Source organism: Streptomyces sp. CLV115, assembly GCF_038448545.1.
In the GTDB taxonomy this organism is placed as follows: domain Bacteria; phylum Actinomycetota; class Actinomycetes; order Streptomycetales; family Streptomycetaceae; genus Streptomyces; species Streptomyces sanglieri.
In genome coordinates, this window is sequence record NZ_JBCEWQ010000015.1 from 54,372 (window position 1) to 71,698 (window position 17,327).

The following is a 17,327-nucleotide window of genomic DNA, read 5'->3' on the forward strand; positions in this document are numbered from 1 at the left end:
GGACGCGCTTCTGCGACTACTGCTGCTGGCTGAGGCGCTTGTTGAGCTCGCCCTCGACCTGCTTGGCGGCCTCGGCGGACGACTTGCCCTGCAGGACCAGCGTCATGTAGGTCTTGATCGGGTTCGGGGGGTTCTCGACCGGCGCCCACTCCGGGATCAGCGGCGTGGTGCCACCGGACTTGGCGGCGGCCGGACCGGCGGCCTCGGCGGCGGGCTGGCCGACGGTGTACTTCTGCATGGCGTCGTTCTTGGGAGACCAGCCGGCCTCCTTGATGAGCGCGCCGTCGTTCTTCTCGGAGAGCGCGATCTTCAGGAACTCCTTGGCCAGGTCCTGGTTCTTGCTGCCCGCGGCCACGGCGAGGTTCGAGCCGCCGAGGAAGACGCCCTCGGGCTTGTCGGCCGTCTCACCGGGGATGGTGAAGAAGCCGATGTCGTCCTTGAGCTTCGGGTTGGCCTTGATGGCCGTGCCGGCCTCGTAGCCCATCGCGAAGATGGCGCCGGTCTTGCCCTTGGCGAAGACCTCGGCCTGCTGCGGGGTGGCCTCGTCCTTGTCCTTGGGGGCCTTGGAGAAGTCCTGGTACTTCTTGTACAGCTCCATGGCCTCGCCGACCTTGGGGTCGGCCAGGTTGGAGACGTACTTGTCGCCTTCCTTCTTGACCGGCTCGACGCCCTTGCCGACGAGCAGGCCGTCGAAGAAGTACCAGTTCTGGCCGGGCAGGTAGACCGGCTCGGCGTCGCCCTTCTTCTCGATGGCCTCGAAGGCCTTGAAGAGGTCGGCGCGGGTCTTCGGCGTCTCGGTGACACCGGCGTCCTTGAAGACCTTCTTGTTGTACATGACGACGCGGTTGCCCACGTACCACGGCAGGGCGTACTGCTTGCCGTCGTAGATGGAGGGCTGGTTGACGCCGTCGGCCCAGGCGGAGCCGATCTCCTTCTTCAGCTCACCGAGGTCGGCGAGGCCGCCGGTCTTGGCGTACGCCGGGGTCTGGGTGTTGCCGATCTCCAGGACGTCCGGCGGGTTGGACTCGGAGAGGGCGGTGGTGACCTTCTGCTGAATGCCGTTCCAGTCCTGGACCTCGATCTTCAGCTTGGCCTTGGTCTTCTTCTCGAACTCCTCGGTGACCGTCTTGGTCCAACCGTCCGGGTTCGAGCCGGACATCGTCCATACCGTCAGGGTCTGGCCCTTGTACGCGTCCGGACCGGCCTTCTTGCCGCTGTCGCCGCCGTCGTCGGACCCACACGCCGCGAGGCCGATCATCATGCCCGCGACGCCGATCGCCGCGATGAGCTTGCGCTTCACGCCAAACCCTCCTCAGGGATACTGCAACCCCGCCCACCGCGAAGACATTCGACGAGTACTGCTGGGGCTGGACCTGGTCTTTAATGGTTTAGACCAGTACGGGGAGCTTGGCCTAGACCTTTAGGGGTGTCAAGGGTGTATAAGAAGTGCACTCGCGTCCGTTATAGGACCGACACCTAAGGGAGGGCGACCAGCCGTGACGGGACCGTGCCACCATGTGAGCCGCGACAGACGGAGGAGCCGGTGACGGCAGCAACGCAAGCGTCGGGAAGGCGGACCATGGGTGCCGACGGGGGCAGTACGGAGAACGAGACGGGCGCGGCCACACGGACGGCACGCGTCCCGAAGTACTACCGGCTGAAGCGACATCTGCTCGACATGACGGACACCATGCCGCCGGGCACTCCCGTGCCGCCGGAGCGGACCCTGGCCGCCGAGTTCGACACCTCGCGCACCACCGTGCGCCAGGCGCTCCAGGAGCTGGTCGTCGAGGGCCGGCTGGAACGCATCCAGGGCAAGGGCACCTTCGTGGCCAAGCCGAAGGTCTCACAGGCGCTGCAACTGACCTCGTACACCGAGGACATGCGCGCCCAGGGCCTTGAGCCGACGTCCCAGCTGCTGGACATCGGCTATGTGACGGCCGACGACACCCTCGCGGGACTGCTCGACATCACCGCGGGCGGCCGGGTGCTGCGGATCGAGCGGCTGCGGCTCGCCAGCGGCGAGCCGATGGCGATCGAGACCACCCACCTTTCGGCCAAACGCTTTCCGGCGCTGCGCCGTTCACTGGTGAAGTACACCTCCCTCTACACCGCGCTCGCGGAGGTGTACGACGTCCGGCTGGCCGAGGCCGAGGAGACCATCGAGACCTCGCTGGCCACCCCGCGCGAGGCCGGGCTGCTCGGTACGGACGTGGGCCTGCCGATGCTGATGCTCTCCCGGCACTCGATCGACGGACAGGGCGAACCGGTGGAGTGGGTGCGCTCGGTCTACCGCGGCGACCGGTACAAGTTCGTGGCGCGCCTGAAGCGGCCCGCGGACTGAGTCCGCACCACCGGTCGGCCCCCGTGGAACGCATCGCTCCGCGGGGGCCTTTCGCGTGTCCTGGTGCGGACCGGCCATCGTATGTCCGGCCGGATTTCGAGCATGGGTGCCCACTCGGCCGACCGTTGCCGGACCGCAATGCGGACGGGGGGTGACGCTGACCGGAAACCTCCCCTAGATTTCCTGCGCATTACAAGGTGCTCAGCGAGGGGACGGAGTCGCCACATGCCAGCAGGACCAGAAGGAAAACCACCCACCGTCACACCGGTGCGGGTGGTCATCGCCCTCTGTCTCGTCGCGCCGTTCGTGGCGATGCTCTGGGTGAGTTCGTACGCGAAGGTGGACCCCACCTTCATCGGCATTCCGTTCTTCTACTGGTACCAGATGCTCTGGGTGCTCATCTCCACCGCGCTCACGATGACCGCGTACAAGCTGTGGCAGCGTGACCAGCGCGCCCGCAAGGGGGGTGCGTCGGCATGAAGGACGGCGTGAACGGCGTCGCGCTCGGCGTCTTCATCTTCTTCTTCGTGGCCGTCACGGTCATGGGCTTCCTGGCCGCGCGCTGGCGCAAGGCCGAGAACGAGGCCAGCCTCGACGAATGGGGCCTGGGCGGACGGTCCTTCGGCACCTGGGTCACCTGGTTCCTGCTCGGCGGCGACCTGTACACCGCGTACACCTTCGTCGCCGTTCCCGCGGCGATCTACGCGGCGGGCGCGGCGGGCTTCTTCGCCGTGCCGTACACGATCCTCGTGTATCCGCTGATCTTCACCTTCCTGCCGCGACTGTGGTCGGTCTCGCACAAGCACGGCTACGTCACCACCTCGGACTTCGTCCGCGGGCGGTTCGGCTCGAAGAGCCTCTCGCTGGCGGTCGCGATCACCGGCATCCTCGCCACGATGCCGTACATCGCGCTCCAACTGGTCGGCATCCAGGCGGTGCTGGACGTGATGGGCGTCGGCGGCGGCGAGAACACCCACTGGTTCGTCAAGGACCTGCCGCTGCTGATCGCGTTCGCGGTGCTCGCCGCGTACACCTACTCGTCCGGGCTGCGCGCGCCCGCGCTGATCGCCTTCGTCAAGGACGGGCTGATCTACCTGGTCATCGCGGTGGCGATCATCTACATCCCGATCAAGCTCGGCGGCTTCGACGACATCTTCGCCAAGGCGGGCGAGGCGTTCTCGCAGAAGAACGAGGCGGCCGGAAAGCCGGTGGCCGGACTCGCACCCGGTGAGGCGGGCCAGTGGGGCTACGCCACCCTGGCACTGGGCTCGGCGCTGGCGCTGTTCATGTATCCGCACTCGATCACGGCGACGCTCTCCAGCCGCAGCCGCGACGTGATCCGGCGCAACACCACGATCCTGCCGCTGTACTCGCTGATGCTGGGTCTGCTGGCGCTGCTCGGCTTCATGGCCATCGCCGCCGGGATCAAGGTGGACAACGGCCAGCTGGCCATTCCGCAGCTGTTCGAGAACATGTTCCCGGACTGGTTCGCGGGCGTCGCGTTCGCCGCCATCGGCATCGGCGCGCTGGTGCCCGCCGCGATCATGTCGATCGCCGCGGCCAACCTGTTCACCCGCAACATCTACAAGGACTTCCTGAGGCCGGACGCGACCCCGGAGCAGGAGACCAAGGTCTCCAAGCTGGTGTCGCTGCTGGTCAAGGTCGGCGCACTGGCCTTCGTCCTCACCATGGACAAGACGGTCGCGATCAACTTCCAGCTGCTCGGCGGCATCTGGATCCTCCAGACCATGCCGGCCCTGGTCGGCGGCCTGTTCACCCGCTGGTTCCACCGCTGGGCGCTGCTCGCGGGCTGGGCGGTCGGCATGGTGTACGGGACGGTGGCCGCGTACGGGGTCGCCAGTCCGACCCAGGCGCACTTCGGCGGCTCGTCCAAGGAGATCCCGGGAATCGGCGAGATCGGCTACATCGGTCTCACCGCGTTCGTGCTGAACGTGGTGGTGACGGTGGTGCTCACCTTCGTCCTGAACGCCCTGAAGGCGCCCGCCGGGATCGACGAGACCTCCCCGTCCGACTACACCGCCGACGCGGGCGACCCGGGCGTCGCCACCGAGCTCCCGCCGGCCACCGCGGGGGCTCCGGGCGGCCACTGACGACCGTCGCCCACGGCCTTCCGACGGCCCGTCGAGCCCCCTGCAACGGGGCGCGGCGGGCCGTCGGCGTGATCCGGCCGGGCGGCCCGGGAAAGGGCCGCACGGCCCGTTCTGTGGGCCCGACTCGAACGCACGACACAACATGTGGGGGCTTCCTCATCGGGCAGCCCCCACATGTATGCTCGTCCTCGCTGTCGCCGCAGGGGAATCCGGTGCGAATCCGGAACTGTCCCGCAACGGTGTATTCAGTGCGCTTTTGTGCACCCCCGAGTCAGTCCGATGACCTGCCGGCAGCGCATCCGGCTCGACCGAACCGGATGCCCAGACGTCCGGGCCTCGCGGTTGGGCCGGTGGACGCCGTGCGGAGTGCTGCCCTGTCCCGGGTGTGCTTGCGCAGGGCTGCCCCGTTCCCCGCCGGCCCCGAGCCGAGCGAGGGAGAGCACCACGTGACCATCGCGCCAGCCGATCCGGCTTCAGTCGCCGTGTCCGCAGCAGCCGAGTCCGAGGCCGCCGCACAGGACGGACCGGGAACCGCACTGCTGCGGACCCTGACCGACCTGACCGCCGATCTGCCCGACACCGACCCCGGCCGGGTCGCCGCCGCCGCGCTGCGTGGCCGCAGCGCCCGCGCGGACGAGGCCGAACTGCGGTCGCTGGCCACCGAGGCCGCCGCGGGGCTGATCTCCGAGGACCCCGCGTACTCCCGGCTCGCCGCCCGGCTGCTGACCCTCGCCATCGCGGACGAGGCGGCCGGCCAGGGCGCGGTCTCCTTCTCCGCCTCGGTCGCCGTCGGCCACCGCGAGGGCCTGATCGCGGACCGTACCGCCGCGTTCGTCGCCACCCACGCGGCCGCCCTCGACGCGTTGGTGGCCCGCTCGCTCGCCGACGGCGCGGACGACCGCTTCGGCTACTTCGGGCTGCGGACCCTGCACAGCCGGTACCTGCTGCGCCACCCGCACACCCGTCAGGTCGTCGAGACGCCCCAGCACTTCATGCTGCGGGTCGCGGCCGGGCTGGCCGAGGACGAGTCGCAGCGCGCCGTGGACGAGGTGGCGGCGCTGTACGGGCTGATGAGCCGGCTCGACTACCTGCCCTCCTCCCCCACCCTCTTCAACTCCGGCACCCGGCACCCGCAGATGTCCTCCTGCTACCTGCTGGACTCCCCGCTGGACGAGCTCGACTCGATCTACGACCGCTATCACCAGGTGGCGCGGCTCTCGAAGCACGCGGGCGGCATCGGTCTGTCGTACTCCCGCATCCGCTCCCGCGGTTCGCTGATCCGGGGCACCAACGGGCACTCCAACGGCATCGTGCCGTTCCTGAAGACGCTCGACGCCTCCGTCGCCGCGGTCAACCAGGGGGGCCGCCGCAAGGGCGCCGCCGCCGTCTACCTGGAGACCTGGCACGCGGACATCGAGGAGTTCCTGGAGCTGCGCGACAACACGGGTGAGGACCAGCGGCGCACCCACAACCTCAATCTGGCGCACTGGATCCCGGACGAGTTCATGCGCCGGGTCGACGCGGACGGCGACTGGTCGCTGTTCTCGCCCGCCGACGTGCCCGAGCTGGTCGACCTGTGGGGCGACGAGTTCGACGCCGCGTACCGGGCGGCCGAGGCCAGGGGCCTGGCCCGCAAGTCGATGCCGGCGCGCGAGCTGTACGGCCGGATGATGCGCACCCTCGCGCAGACCGGCCAGGGCTGGATGACGTTCAAGGACGCCTCCAACCGGACCGCGAACCAGACCGCCGAGCCGGGCAGCGTCGTCCACTCGTCGAATCTGTGCACCGAGATCCTCGAAGTCACCGACGACGGCGAGACCGCGGTCTGCAACCTGGGCTCGGTCAACCTCGGCGCGTTCGTCGCCGACGGCGGGATCGACTGGGAGCGGCTGGACGCCACCGTCCGCACCGCCGTGACCTTCCTCGACCGGGTCGTCGACATCAACTTCTACCCGACCGAGCAGGCCGGCCGCTCCAACGCGAAGTGGCGCCCCGTGGGCCTGGGCGCCATGGGCCTCCAGGACGTCTTCTTCCAGCTGCGGCTGCCCTTCGACTCCCCCGAGGCGCGGGCGCTGTCCACGAAGATCTCCGAGCGGATCATGCTCGCCGCGTACGAGGCGTCCTGCGAGCTCGCCGAGCGCTCGGGCCCGCTGCCGGCCTGGTCGCGGACGCGGGCGTCGCGCGGGGTGCTGCACCCCGACCACTACGACACCGCGCTGAACTGGCCGGAGCGCTGGGACGCGCTGCGCGCCCGGGTCGCGAAGAGCGGGATGCGCAACTCGCTGCTGCTCGCCATCGCGCCGACGGCGACGATCGCCTCGATCGCGGGCGTGTACGAGTGCATCGAGCCGCAGGTCTCCAACCTCTTCAAGCGCGAGACGCTCAGCGGTGAGTTCCTCCAGGTCAACGCCTATCTGGTGGACGAGCTGAAGAAGCTCGGCGTGTGGGACGCGCGCACCCGGGAGGCGTTGCGCGAGGCCAGCGGCTCGGTGCAGGACTTCGCCTGGATCCCCGAGGACGTGCGGGCGCTGTACCGCACCGCGTGGGAGATCCCGCAGCGCGGCCTGATCGACATGGCGGCGGCCCGCACGCCGTTCCTGGACCAGAGCCAGTCGCTGAACCTGTTCCTGGAGACGCCGACGATCGGCAAGCTCTCCTCGATGTACGCGTACGCCTGGAAGCAGGGGCTGAAGACGACGTACTACCTGCGTTCGCGCCCGGCGACCCGGATCGCCCGCGCCGCCTCCGGCCAGGCCGCGGCCGCCGCCCCCATTCCCGTACAGCAGGCGTCGGCGCCCGACGCGGACGCGATCGCCTGTTCCCTCGAAAACCCCGAGTCCTGCGAGGCCTGCCAGTAATGAGCTCCACCAACTCCGACAAGAACCTGCTGGACCCGGGCTTCGAGCTGACCCTGCGGCCGATGCGCTACCCGGACTTCTACGAGCGCTACCGGGACGCGATCAAGAACACCTGGACGGTGGAGGAGGTCGACCTGCACTCCGACGTCGCCGACCTCGCCAAGCTGTCCCCCGGCGAGCAGCACATGATCGGCCGGCTGGTCGCGTTCTTCGCGACGGGTGACTCGATCGTCTCCAACAACCTCGTGCTGACGCTGTACAAGCACATCAACTCCCCCGAGGCGCGGCTGTATCTGTCGCGGCAGCTCTTCGAGGAGGCCGTGCACGTCCAGTTCTATCTGACGCTGCTGGACACCTACCTGCCCGACCCGGACGACCGGGCGGCGGCGTTCGACGCGGTCGAGGAGATCCCGTCGATCCGTGAGAAGGCGCAGTTCTGCTTCAAGTGGATGGACTCGGTCGAGAAGATCGACCGGCTGGAGACGAAGGCCGACCGCCGCCGCTTCCTGCTGAACCTGATCTGCTTCGCGGCGTGCATCGAGGGGCTGTTCTTCTACGGCGCGTTCGCGTACGTCTACTGGTTCCGCTCGCGGGGTCTGCTGCACGGTCTCGCCACGGGCACCAACTGGGTCTTCCGTGACGAGACGATGCACATGAACTTCGCGTTCGAGGTCGTGGACACCGTCCGCAAGGAGGAGCCCGACCTCTTCGACGACGAGCTCCAGCAGCAGGTCACCGACATGCTGAAGGAGGCCGTGGCCGCGGAGCTGCAGTTCGGCCGCGATCTGTGCGGTGACGGGCTGCCCGGCATGAACACCGAGTCGATGCGGCAGTACCTGGAGTGCGTCGCCGACCAGCGGCTCACCCGCCTCGGCTTCCCGGCGGTCTACGGCTCGGAGAACCCGTTCTCGTTCATGGAGCTCCAGGGCGTCCAGGAGCTGACGAACTTCTTCGAGCGCCGGCCGTCCGCGTACCAGGTGGCGGTGGAGGGCTCGGTCGCCTTCGACGACGACTTCTAGATCCCGCTTCCGGGGCCAAAGGGTCTAGATCCTGGCCCAGCTTCCGAGGTGGGGGCGCCGCGCAGCCGTGACGGGCTGCGCGGCGCCCGTCGTTTGCGGGGGTCCGTCGCTGCGGGCCCGTTCCGCGGCCCGCAGCTCGCGGTCGATGCGGCGCTCGCGGGCGAGTCCGGCGAGAGCGGGCAGCAGGACGAGGGCGATAAGTGCGGCTGTGCCCAGGACGTTCGTGAATGTGTTCATGGCTCTACTCTCGTCCGCGCGGACACATTGCGGCAGTGGCAGGACTGTCATGGAACATCGAATTACTGCCACACTGTCTCCATGCTGAAAAATGTCGCCGCCCTGCTGCTCGACGAGGTCCACCCCTTCGAACTGGGCGTGCTGTGCGAGGTCTTCGGCCTCGATCGCAGCGACGTGGGCCTGCCGGTCCACGATTTCGCCGTGGTTTCCGCCGAGGGTCCGCAGCTGCGCACCCATGCCGGCTTCACCATCAGCACGCCGTACGGCCTCGACCGCCTGGACGAGGCCGATCTCATCGCCGTACCGGCCGGCAGCCACTTCACGGACCGGGGGTATCCCGAGGAGGTCCTCGACGCGCTGCGCCGGGCCGTGGACCGGGGGGCCAGGGTCATGAGCGTCTGCTCCGGCGCGTACGTCCTCGGCGCGGCCGGGCTGCTGGACGGGCGCCGCTGCACCACCCACTGGCGCCATGCGGCGGAGCTGGCCCGCCGCTTCCCCCGGGCCGTCGTCGAACCCGACGTGCTGTACGTGGACGACGGCCAGGTCATCACCTCGGCGGGCACGGCGGCCGGGATCGACGCCTGTCTGCATCTGGTGCGGCAGGCGTACGGCCCCGACACCGCCAACGCGATCGCCCGCCGGATGGTGGTGCCGCCGCACCGGGACGGCGGCCAGGCGCAGTACATCGAGCGGCCGCTGCCCCGCACGTCCTGCGACACCGTCGGCGAGACGCTGGTCTGGATGGAGCGCCACCTCGACCAGGACATGACCGTCGAGCAGCTCGCCGCCCAGGCCCACATGTCGCCGCGCACCTTCGCCCGCCGCTTCCAGCAGGAGACGGGCACCACTCCGTACCGCTGGTTGCTGCGCCAGCGGGTGCTGCTGGCACAGCACCTGCTGGAGACATCCGATGAAACGGTGGACACGATCGCCGGGCGCACCGGTTTCGGCACTGCCGCCGCCCTGCGCCACCAGTTCGTACGCTCCTTGGGCACCACCCCGAACACGTATCGCCGTACCTTCCGCGGCCCGACCACGGCGATCGGAGCGGCCTGACCCGCGCCCGGCCGGCCATAGATCTGACGTCGGATCAATCGTCCAACTCCTCGGCACACCTGTCCATGGACCGTGCCCCGGCGGAGCCCACAGGGTCGATGGCATGGACATGTGGATGACAAGACGAAGGACCGTCGGGGCCGTGGTGGCCGCGCTCGCCGCCGCGCTGCTGCCCTGGCAGAGCGCTTCGGCCGGGGACACCGCCTCCGCCGCGCCCCCACCCGAAGTGCTGCCCTCGCTGCGGCAGTGGCGGCCCGGGGAGGGCGAGTTCACGCTGGCCGACCGGGCCCGGATCGTGCTGGACGGGGTGCGCGACAGCCGTACGACCGCCGACGCGCGCCGGTTCGCCGGTGAGCTGGCCACCGGCCGGGCCTCGGTGTCACGGGGCTCCGCGGCGGCCCGTACCGGCGACGTCGTGCTGCGCCAGGACCCGTCCCTGAAGGGCTCATTGGGCGCGGAGGGCTACCGGCTCGACGTCGGCGACCGGGTGACCGTCACGGCCGCGACCTCCACCGGCGTCTTCTACGGCTCCCGGACCGTACTGCAACTGCTGAACGACGACGGCAGGGCCGCGCGCGGTTCAGCGACCGACGTTCCGGCCTACCGGGAGCGCGGCGTCGGCGTCTGCGCCTGCTACATCAACGTGTCCGTCCCGTGGTTCGAGCGGCTGATGAAGGACATGGCGTCCCAGAAGCTCAACCAGCTGTGGATCGAGGCCAAGGTCAGGAGCGACACCGACCCGGCGTCGGCGTTCTGGGGCTACTACACCAAGCCGCAGGTCCGCACCCTGGTCGCGCTGGCGAAGAAGTACCACGTCGAACTGGTGCCGGAGATCAACTCACCCGGCCACATGGACACCTATCTGGAGAACCACCCGGAGCTCCAGCTCAAGGACAGGGACGGGGTCGCCTCGCCGCCCCGGCTCGACATCTCCCGGCCCGAGGCGCTCGCGTACTACACCTCGATGGTGGACGAGGCGCTGGAGGTGTGGGACACCCGCACCTGGCACATGGGTGCGGACGAGTACATGATCGGCTCCTCGTACCCGAACTATCCGCAGCTGCAGACCGCGGCGACCGCGAAGTTCGGTGCGGACGCCACCCCCGACGATCTCTTCGTCGACTTCATCAACCAGGTCGACGCGCACGTGAAGGCCGGCGGCCGGTCGCTGCGGATCTGGAACGACGGTCTGGCGGGCAGGAACGGCGTGGTGCCGCTCGACCGTGACATCACCGTCGAGCACTGGCTGGGCGGTGGCGCCATCCAGAAGCCGTCCGCGCTGCTCGCCGAGGGCCGGCCGGTGATGAACTCCGCCTACGCGCTGTACCTGGTGCGCGGCGGCTACACCACGCAGACCCGGCAGCTCTACGAGAGCGACTGGACCCCGCTGCGCTTCGAGGGCGAGACGCTGCCCGCGAAGGCGGCGAACCTCACCGGGGCCAAGATCAGCCTGTGGCCGGACAGCGCCGCGGCCGAGACCGAGAACGAGGTGGAGGCGAAGACCTTCATGCCGCTGCGCTTCCTGGCGCAGGCCACCTGGGGCGGCCCGAAGCCGAGCCCGACGTACGACGGCTTCGAGGCGATGGCCCGGCGGATCGGCCACGCGCCGGGCTGGTCGAACACCGACCGCACCCCGCTCGCCGACGGCACGTACCGGCTGACCGCCGGGGACAGGGCCCTCGCCCCCGGGGCGGACCCGGGCGTGGCCCTGGTCCGGGGCAGCACGGCCGCCTGGGAGCTGACGGCGACCGCCGACGGGTACTACACGGTGCGCTCGGCCGGCACGGACCGGTGCCTGGACGCGGTGCGCGGCAAGAAGTATCTGGGCGCACCGCTGGAGGTGGGGGCCGAGCTGTCGCTCGTCGACTGCTCGGCGAGCTCGCGCACCCAGCGCTGGCAGCTGGACGCCGGGGCCGGGGCGCTGACCCTGCGCAACGCCATCTCGCAGCTGCGGCTGACGGAGCGGGCGTCGGACGGCGCCGCGGTCCAGACGACGGCCGGTGCGCGGCTGACGGCGAAGTCCGCCTGACCGTCCCGCGCACGGGTGGGGCCCGCCGTCGGCGGGCCCCACCCGTGTGTCAGATGCCGCAGTTGGGCGCGGACCAGAAGTGGCTGGGGCCCTGGTTCACATGGACGTGGTCGTTGTGGTCCGGGTAGCCCGGGCCGAGGATCCCGTTGAACCCGTGGTTGCGGGCCTGCTGGGCCAGGGTGCAGAAGGCGATCCCGCCCAGGTCGGCCGCGTCGCCGTACAGATGACGGCTGTTCGACGCCCCGCCGACCGCGCTGTTGCAGGAGGTGGAGCGGAAGCCGCTGTTGACGGTGATGGGCCGGTCACCGAGCGCGTGCCGCAGCGCCTCCAGCTTCCACATGGTGCTCAGCGCGTTGGCCTTGGCCGTTCCCGCAGCGACGGCACCACCGGCCCAGGTGCTGTTGCAGTGGTTGAGCTCGGCGTACGTGAAGTGCGCCGGGGTGCAGTCGTTGTCCTGGAGCTCGTAGATCTTGGCCTGGGTGGCCGGGCCCGCGATGCCGTCGGCTGCCAGCCCGTAGGCGGCCTGGAAGCGCTTGACGGCGGCGGTGGTGGCCGGTCCGTAGGAGCCGTCGATGGCGAGTACGGAGTTGTAGCCGGGGTAGCCGGCCACCCGGATCTGGAGCTGGACGACGTCGTTGCCGGTGGCACCGGGGGACATCGTGCGGGTCCAGGTGTAGCAGCCGTCGGCCTGTGCGGTGCCGGCGGTCACCACGGCACCACCCAAGGCGAAAGCCATGGTCATGACAATACCGAGCAGCAGTCGTGCGACGCGTCTGAGCATGTGGGGCTCCCCGCTGTGACGGAAGTGTGGTCAGAGAGCTTGTCGGACGAGTCGACGCGCGTCAACCACCCATGGATGAAAGGCAGTTGACGTCCCTCCGGGAGCGAAAGCGACGGGCCCGGACCCCCCGCGGGACGCGAGGAGGCCGGGCCCGTCGGTGACGGCCGGGCGCGCGCTCAGTCGTTCGGCACGACCTCGTAGCGCGGCGTGTTCTCCGCCATCTGCCGCAGCGCGTCCTTGCGGTCCCGCTTCGAGAGCCGGTCGATGTACAGGTAGCCGTACAGGTGGTCCGTCTCGTGCTGGAGGCAGCGGGCGAAGTAGCCGCTGCCCCGGACCTTGACCGGATTGCCCTTGGCGTCCTGGCCGCGGACCACCGCGTAGTCCGGGCGGGCCAGCGAGGCGTACGCCGTCGGGACGGAGAGGCAGCCCTCGTTGGAGTCGTCCAGGACCCGGTCCTCGGGCGCCAGCTCTTCGAGCACCGGGTTGCAGACGGCGCCCACGTGCCGCACACCGTCGTCGTCCGGGCAGTCGTAGACGAAGACCTTGAGGTCGACACCGATCTGGTTGGCGGCCAGGCCGACGCCCTCCGCCGTCCGCTGGCTCGCGAACATGTCGTCGATCAGCCGGCCCAGCTCGTCGTCGAACTCGGTGACGTCCTTGCACTCCGTGTGGAGCACCGGGTTGCCCACGACCGTGATCGGACGGGAGGTACCGCGCTCGCGGTGTGCCTCCTCGCGCGCCTCACAGTCCTCGGTGTCCACGACGAAACCCTCGTCGTCGACGCTGATCTGCTCGTCCGTCTCCTGCTGCGCCATGTCCGCCGTACGCCTTCCTCAAAACCTGAAACCCGGCCCTGGGCCCGAAGCCCGGCCCTGCCTGAAGCCCGGCCGCCCGACTTGCTCCGGGGCACGGGCACCCGAGCACCGCGGCCGGTGCCCGTACAGCCTACGGGCACCGGTCAGCAGACTTCTTCGAGATCCCGCCACTCGCGGCTGTCCGGGCTGTCCGCCACCCAGCCGTCCAGCAGACCGCGCACCAGCCCGGCCGGTGCCGCTATCCCGCACTCCCGCTCGGGCACCCACAGCTCACCGGCGGTGCGGTGGCCCAGCGGGCCCGGATGCCCCGGCTCGCTGTGGTCGTGCGGGTCGAGGTGCTCGCCGTCGCCCTCGTCGCTCTCCATCCGGCTCTCCGAGCAGGCCCGGCAGAGCAGCCGTACGGAGGACGACCAGTCCTCGGCGGCGAACCCGGCGTCGGAGGCAAGCTGCTCCAGCGCGTCCCGGTCCGCCTCGGTGGCCGCTTCGAGCAGCACCACCCAGGTCGGCACCGGGGACGGCGCCCACAGCTCGATCTCGTCGAAGACGGGGTAGGAGGGCCCCGCCGCGGTGACCCGCTCGCCGTGCGGCACCCCGTCGTGCAGGACGACCTCGCCCCAGCGGCGGCCGGACGACGGCAGCGGGATGGAGAGCACCTCCATCCGGGCCGGGTCGAGCCTGCGGCCCCAGACGACCTCGGCCTCGCCCTCCGGCGACAGCCGTACCGCGGCGCTGCCCAGCTCCATGCCGACCGGCTCGCTGTTGGCCGCCGAGGTGTGCTGACCGGCGCCCGGCACCTTCAGGCCGTACGCCTGCCAGGCCCGGCGGGCCAGCGGCCAGTCCTGCAGCGCGGTGGCGGCGATCCCGACGTTCCACCAGTCGGGAGCGCCGGACTCCTTGTCGAGCAGCGCGACGGCCCGCAGGCCGGCGGCTCTCGCCTGTTCCCAGTCGTGCCGGAACTTGTGCAGCAGCGCCAGGTTGAACCACGACTCGGAGAGCCAGGGTTCCAGATCCGCCGCACGTGTCAGCAGTGCGCCCGCGTCCTCGTACCGGCCGTCGCCGATCAGCGTGAACGCGCGGTCCGTGGCCTGCCGCCAAGAGGCGGAGGGCCGATGCCGTACCTTCCCGAAGATCCTCACGATTCCCGCCTGTCCCGACTGGACACCCTCGTTTTCCGCTCTTCTTCGCATCCAACCATGCCGAGCCGGACGCTCGCTCATTACCCATGGGTTACCCGGGCAGGACCGGGGCCGGACCGCCCCGGGCGAGGACCCTGGCCAGTGATTCCACGACTTCGGGCGAAAAGTCGTGGGCGGTCCCGAGCCTGAGCTGTTCCAGCGCGCCCAGCGGCCCGATGAGACTTTCCCCGCACAGGTCGTCGTATGCGTTGACGGCCCTGACGATCCTGGCGGACAACGGCTGCTCGCGGTAGGGGTCGGCCTGCCGTTCCACGACGACGGCGACCTCGGGGTCCACCCCGGTCTGCCGGACCACCGCACCGCCGAGCAGCGCGATGCGGCGCTGCTCGGCGGCCGGCAGGGTGGCCGTCGCCCCGTCCGGGACCGGGTCGACGAGCGAGAGCTGGCCGATGTCGTGCATCAGGGCGGCGTGCTCCAGCACGGTCAGCCGGTTGCCGGAGAGCCCCAGCTCACGGCCGACGGCCCGGCAGAGCACCGCGACCCGGCGGGCGTGTCCGTGCGGGGTGTACCCGGCGATCTCGGTGGACCTGGCGAGCGAGGCGATCGTCTGCCGGTAGGTGGTGCGCACCGCGACGAACCGGCGGAACGAGACATGGGTCAGCAGCAGCGGTACGCACAGGACCGGCAGCGCCCACAGCCCGGCGACGGCCACCCCGAGGGCCATCACGACCCCGGTCGCGCAGACCGCCGACCCGATGCCGAGCATCCCGCGCAGCTCGTCCCGCAGCAGCGGCGAGTAGGGGTGGCGGGTGCGCGAGCGCAGCAGCAGGGCCGCGAGCACCGCGTCGCACAGCGCGGTCAGGACGAGGATCGCGAGCAGGACGAGCACGTAGTACGGGCCCTCGCCGGACCAGCTCGCGGTGCGGCTGCTGTTGTACAGCGGCTGGAAGCACACGGCGGCGAAGGTGACGGTCAGCACACGGCGGGCCACCTGGTCCGGGGCGGGCCCGGTGCCGCGGGCCACATGGGGCACGCAGGCGACGAGGTGCGCCGCGACGAGCACGGCGACCACCTGGAGGAACCCGTGATGGGTGGATTCGCCGCCGCTGCGGCCGAGGAGGGCGTACGCGAGGGCTCCGGCGGCACCGAGCGGTGCGGGCTCCCGCTCGCCGGGCAGCGCGCCCCAGCGGGCGAGCTCGCCGACGGTGATGAGCACCCCGAAGGCAAGGGCGTGGCCGGGGTCGTGGACACCGGTCCAGAGGGTGTGGCCGAGCCCCGCGACGGCGAGCAGGGCCGCGGCGGCGCGGACGGTGAGGACGGCGGGCGGCAGCCGGGTCCTGCCCCTGGCTCCGGGCCCGCCTCCGGCCCCGACCACGCCGGTGGCTCCTGCACGGGTTCCGGGCCCGGCTCCGGTCCGGGTCATCCTCGGCGGTCCGCGGGCGACTGCGGGGCAGACACCGGGGACTGCGGCGGCGGTACGTGGTCGAGCCCGCCGGACCGCCGCGGGGCCCCGGCCTGCGCACCCCCGCCCCGCGGCCCCGGGAGGCCGGGCTCGTCCGCCGCCCCGGTCGTCGTCGCCGCCGACCAGCCGTGCCGTTCGAGTCCGCGCGCCAGCGCCCGGACCATCTGCGGATCGAACTGCGTACCCGCGCAGCGCTTCAGCTCCTCCAGCGCGGCCGGCACCGGCCGCCCCCGCCGGTAGGACCGGGTCGAGGTCATCGCGTCGAAGGCGTCCGCCACCGCGACGACCCGGGCGAACTCCGGGATCTCGCGCCCGCTGAGCCCGTACGGGTAGCCGCTGCCGTCCAGCCGTTCGTGATGGTGCAGGATCGCGGCCCGCGCCTCGCCGAGGAAGCCGATGCCGCGGACGATCTCGTGCCCGTACTCCGGATGCAGTTCGATCACCTGTCGTTCCTCCGGCGTGAGCGGACCGTCCTTGCGGAGCACCCGGGTCGGGACGCCGAGCTTGCCCACGTCGTGCAGGATGCCGGCGAACCGGACGACCTCCAGACGGTCCTGGCCCATGCCCAGTTCACGGGCGATGAGGACGGAGGCCCGCCCGACCCGTTCGCTGTGGCCCCGGGTGTAGGTGTCCTTGATGTCGACGGCCTGCACCAGCGCCCTGATCGTGGCGCGGTGCGCTGCGTGCTCACGGTGGTACTGGGCGAAGACCCAGCAGGAGATGTACATCGGCAGCAGGACGATCAGCGCGGACAGCGGGCCGTACGGGCCGCGCCACAGGACCGCCATCATCAGCCCCGCCAGTCCGTGCACCAGATGCGGCCCCAGCGAGCGGGGCAGCAGCCCGCCCCAGGCCCGCCGCAGGGGCAGCCGTTCGGCCGCCACCAGGATGGCGCCGTCCAGCGCGGTCAGTACGAGGCTGAAGGCCAGTGCGGCGGCGCAGGCGGGCAGGATCGCGTAGGGCAGCTCGGGGCGGAGGCCGGGGCCGCCGAGCGTGGCGGTACCGCCGAACAGTCCGTGGACGGACGAGGCGGCCCAGACCGTGAGGGCGAGCTGCGCGGCCCGCCAGACGCGCCGTGCGGTGAAGGGCGGCTGTTCGACCCGGCCGACGAGCGCTCCGGGCACCGCGACGAGTGCGGCGGCGGCGGGCGGCAGCAGGAACGCGGCAGCCAGCAGCAGGGGAAAGAACGATCCGGCACGGATCGGCACGGAGCTTCCGAAGAAGGGGCGGCGCCCGGGGAGTTCACAGGCGAGACAGAGCCCGGTGAGCAGTGCGACGGTGATCCAGGGGGTTCCCGCGCCGCCGCGCAGTGCGGGGAGCGCACAGAGCAGGGCGACCAGTGCGACCGCCGCGATGAACGTGCGCGCCGCCCCGCGTGTGGCTCTCACCCGCTCGGCCCGCCCTCCGACATGGTCAATGGAGGCGCCACGCTAGCGAGTTGTGCGACCGGTCGAGCGTCAATGAGCCCGATTAGCACAT

Annotated in this window: 14 protein-coding genes and 1 riboswitch; of the genes, 7 read left to right on the forward strand and 7 right to left on the reverse strand. The window is 70.7% G+C overall.

Annotated features, from left to right (window positions below):
- Positions 1-16: 16 nt before the first annotated feature.
- Positions 17-1,300 (reverse strand): extracellular solute-binding protein, encoded by a 1,284-nt coding sequence (locus tag AADR41_RS08625; protein ID WP_342280718.1) that lies wholly within the window; start codon positions 1,298-1,300, stop codon positions 17-19.
- 279 nt (positions 1,301-1,579) lie between these two features.
- Between AADR41_RS08625 and AADR41_RS08630 the strand changes: the two genes are divergently transcribed.
- The 5 genes from AADR41_RS08630 (at position 1,580) to AADR41_RS08650 (ending at position 8,332) form a co-directional block, all read left to right on the forward strand.
- Positions 1,580-2,344: a GntR family transcriptional regulator gene (locus tag AADR41_RS08630; RefSeq protein WP_342280719.1), complete on the forward strand. Its 765-nt coding sequence runs from the start codon at positions 1,580-1,582 to the stop codon at positions 2,342-2,344.
- Positions 2,345-2,569: 225 nt separating this feature from the next.
- Positions 2,570-2,824 carry a DUF3311 domain-containing protein gene (locus AADR41_RS08635; RefSeq protein ID WP_342280720.1) on the forward strand — a complete coding sequence of 85 codons (255 nt, stop codon included), beginning with the start codon at positions 2,570-2,572 and terminating at the stop codon, positions 2,822-2,824.
- Positions 2,821-4,455: a monocarboxylate uptake permease MctP gene (gene mctP, locus AADR41_RS08640; RefSeq protein ID WP_342280721.1), complete on the forward strand. Its 1,635-nt coding sequence runs from the start codon at positions 2,821-2,823 to the stop codon at positions 4,453-4,455. Before AADR41_RS08635 ends, mctP begins: the two co-directional genes overlap by 4 nt.
- 178 nt (positions 4,456-4,633) lie before the next feature.
- Positions 4,634-4,761: riboswitch (cobalamin riboswitch) on the forward strand.
- 140 nt (positions 4,762-4,901) lie between these two features.
- Positions 4,902-7,313, forward strand: coding sequence for a ribonucleoside-diphosphate reductase subunit alpha (locus tag AADR41_RS08645; protein WP_342280722.1), 2,412 nt, complete (start codon positions 4,902-4,904; stop codon positions 7,311-7,313).
- A complete protein-coding gene (locus AADR41_RS08650; protein WP_259928740.1) occupies positions 7,313-8,332 on the forward strand; it encodes a ribonucleotide-diphosphate reductase subunit beta in 1,020 nt (339 codons plus the stop codon). Before AADR41_RS08645 ends, AADR41_RS08650 begins: the two co-directional genes overlap by 1 nt.
- A gap of 24 nt (positions 8,333-8,356) precedes the next feature.
- Here AADR41_RS08650 and AADR41_RS08655 read toward each other — a convergent pair whose 3' ends face one another.
- Positions 8,357-8,569, reverse strand: a complete 213-nt coding sequence (locus tag AADR41_RS08655) for a hypothetical protein (RefSeq protein WP_342280723.1) — start codon at positions 8,567-8,569, stop codon at positions 8,357-8,359.
- A gap of 81 nt (positions 8,570-8,650) precedes the next feature.
- Between AADR41_RS08655 and AADR41_RS08660 the strand changes: the two genes are divergently transcribed.
- Both AADR41_RS08660 and AADR41_RS08665 read left to right on the forward strand, forming a co-directional pair.
- On the forward strand, positions 8,651-9,625 hold the full coding sequence (locus AADR41_RS08660; RefSeq protein WP_342280724.1) for a GlxA family transcriptional regulator: 975 nt from the start codon (positions 8,651-8,653) through the stop codon (positions 9,623-9,625).
- Between the two features lie 109 nt (positions 9,626-9,734).
- Positions 9,735-11,654 (forward strand): family 20 glycosylhydrolase, encoded by a 1,920-nt coding sequence (locus tag AADR41_RS08665; protein WP_446750998.1) that lies wholly within the window; start codon positions 9,735-9,737, stop codon positions 11,652-11,654.
- A 49-nt stretch (positions 11,655-11,703) separates the two neighbouring features.
- Here the strand turns inward: AADR41_RS08665 and AADR41_RS08670 are convergent, their stop codons facing one another.
- The 5 genes from AADR41_RS08670 to AADR41_RS08690 all read right to left on the reverse strand — a co-directional run bounded on the left by AADR41_RS08670 (position 11,704) and on the right by AADR41_RS08690 (position 17,236).
- Positions 11,704-12,435 (reverse strand): D-Ala-D-Ala carboxypeptidase family metallohydrolase, encoded by a 732-nt coding sequence (locus AADR41_RS08670; RefSeq protein ID WP_342280726.1) that lies wholly within the window; start codon positions 12,433-12,435, stop codon positions 11,704-11,706.
- 176 nt (positions 12,436-12,611) lie between these two features.
- On the reverse strand, positions 12,612-13,250 hold the full coding sequence (gene def / locus AADR41_RS08675) for a peptide deformylase (RefSeq protein ID WP_342280727.1): 639 nt from the start codon (positions 13,248-13,250) through the stop codon (positions 12,612-12,614).
- Positions 13,251-13,393: 143 nt separating this feature from the next.
- On the reverse strand, positions 13,394-14,386 hold the full coding sequence (locus tag AADR41_RS08680) for a tetratricopeptide repeat protein (RefSeq protein ID WP_072483827.1): 993 nt from the start codon (positions 14,384-14,386) through the stop codon (positions 13,394-13,396).
- A 91-nt stretch (positions 14,387-14,477) separates the two neighbouring features.
- Complete coding sequence (locus tag AADR41_RS08685) at positions 14,478-15,761, reverse strand: HD-GYP domain-containing protein (RefSeq protein ID WP_446750996.1); 1,284 nt, start codon at positions 15,759-15,761, stop codon at positions 14,478-14,480.
- Positions 15,762-15,805: 44 nt separating this feature from the next.
- Complete coding sequence (locus AADR41_RS08690; protein WP_342280728.1) at positions 15,806-17,236, reverse strand: HD-GYP domain-containing protein; 1,431 nt, start codon at positions 17,234-17,236, stop codon at positions 15,806-15,808.
- Positions 17,237-17,327: the final 91 nt, after the last annotated feature.

Excerpts from the sequence above, each read along its gene's own strand:
- AADR41_RS08670 (WP_342280726.1), bottom strand. The coding sequence starts at position 12,435 with ATGCTCAGACGCGTCGCACGACTGCTGCTCGGTATTGTCATGACCATG.
- AADR41_RS08635 (WP_342280720.1), top strand. The coding sequence starts at position 2,570 with ATGCCAGCAGGACCAGAAGGAAAACCACCCACCGTCACACCGGTGCGG.
- mctP (WP_342280721.1), top strand. The coding sequence starts at position 2,821 with ATGAAGGACGGCGTGAACGGCGTCGCGCTCGGCGTCTTCATCTTCTTC.
- AADR41_RS08650 (WP_259928740.1), top strand. The coding sequence starts at position 7,313 with ATGAGCTCCACCAACTCCGACAAGAACCTGCTGGACCCGGGCTTCGAG.
- def (WP_342280727.1), bottom strand. The coding sequence starts at position 13,250 with ATGGCGCAGCAGGAGACGGACGAGCAGATCAGCGTCGACGACGAGGGT.
- AADR41_RS08630 (WP_342280719.1), top strand. The coding sequence starts at position 1,580 with ATGGGTGCCGACGGGGGCAGTACGGAGAACGAGACGGGCGCGGCCACA.
- AADR41_RS08660 (WP_342280724.1), top strand. The coding sequence starts at position 8,651 with ATGCTGAAAAATGTCGCCGCCCTGCTGCTCGACGAGGTCCACCCCTTC.
- AADR41_RS08655 (WP_342280723.1), bottom strand. The coding sequence starts at position 8,569 with ATGAACACATTCACGAACGTCCTGGGCACAGCCGCACTTATCGCCCTC.
- AADR41_RS08665 (WP_446750998.1), top strand. The coding sequence starts at position 9,735 with ATGTGGATGACAAGACGAAGGACCGTCGGGGCCGTGGTGGCCGCGCTC.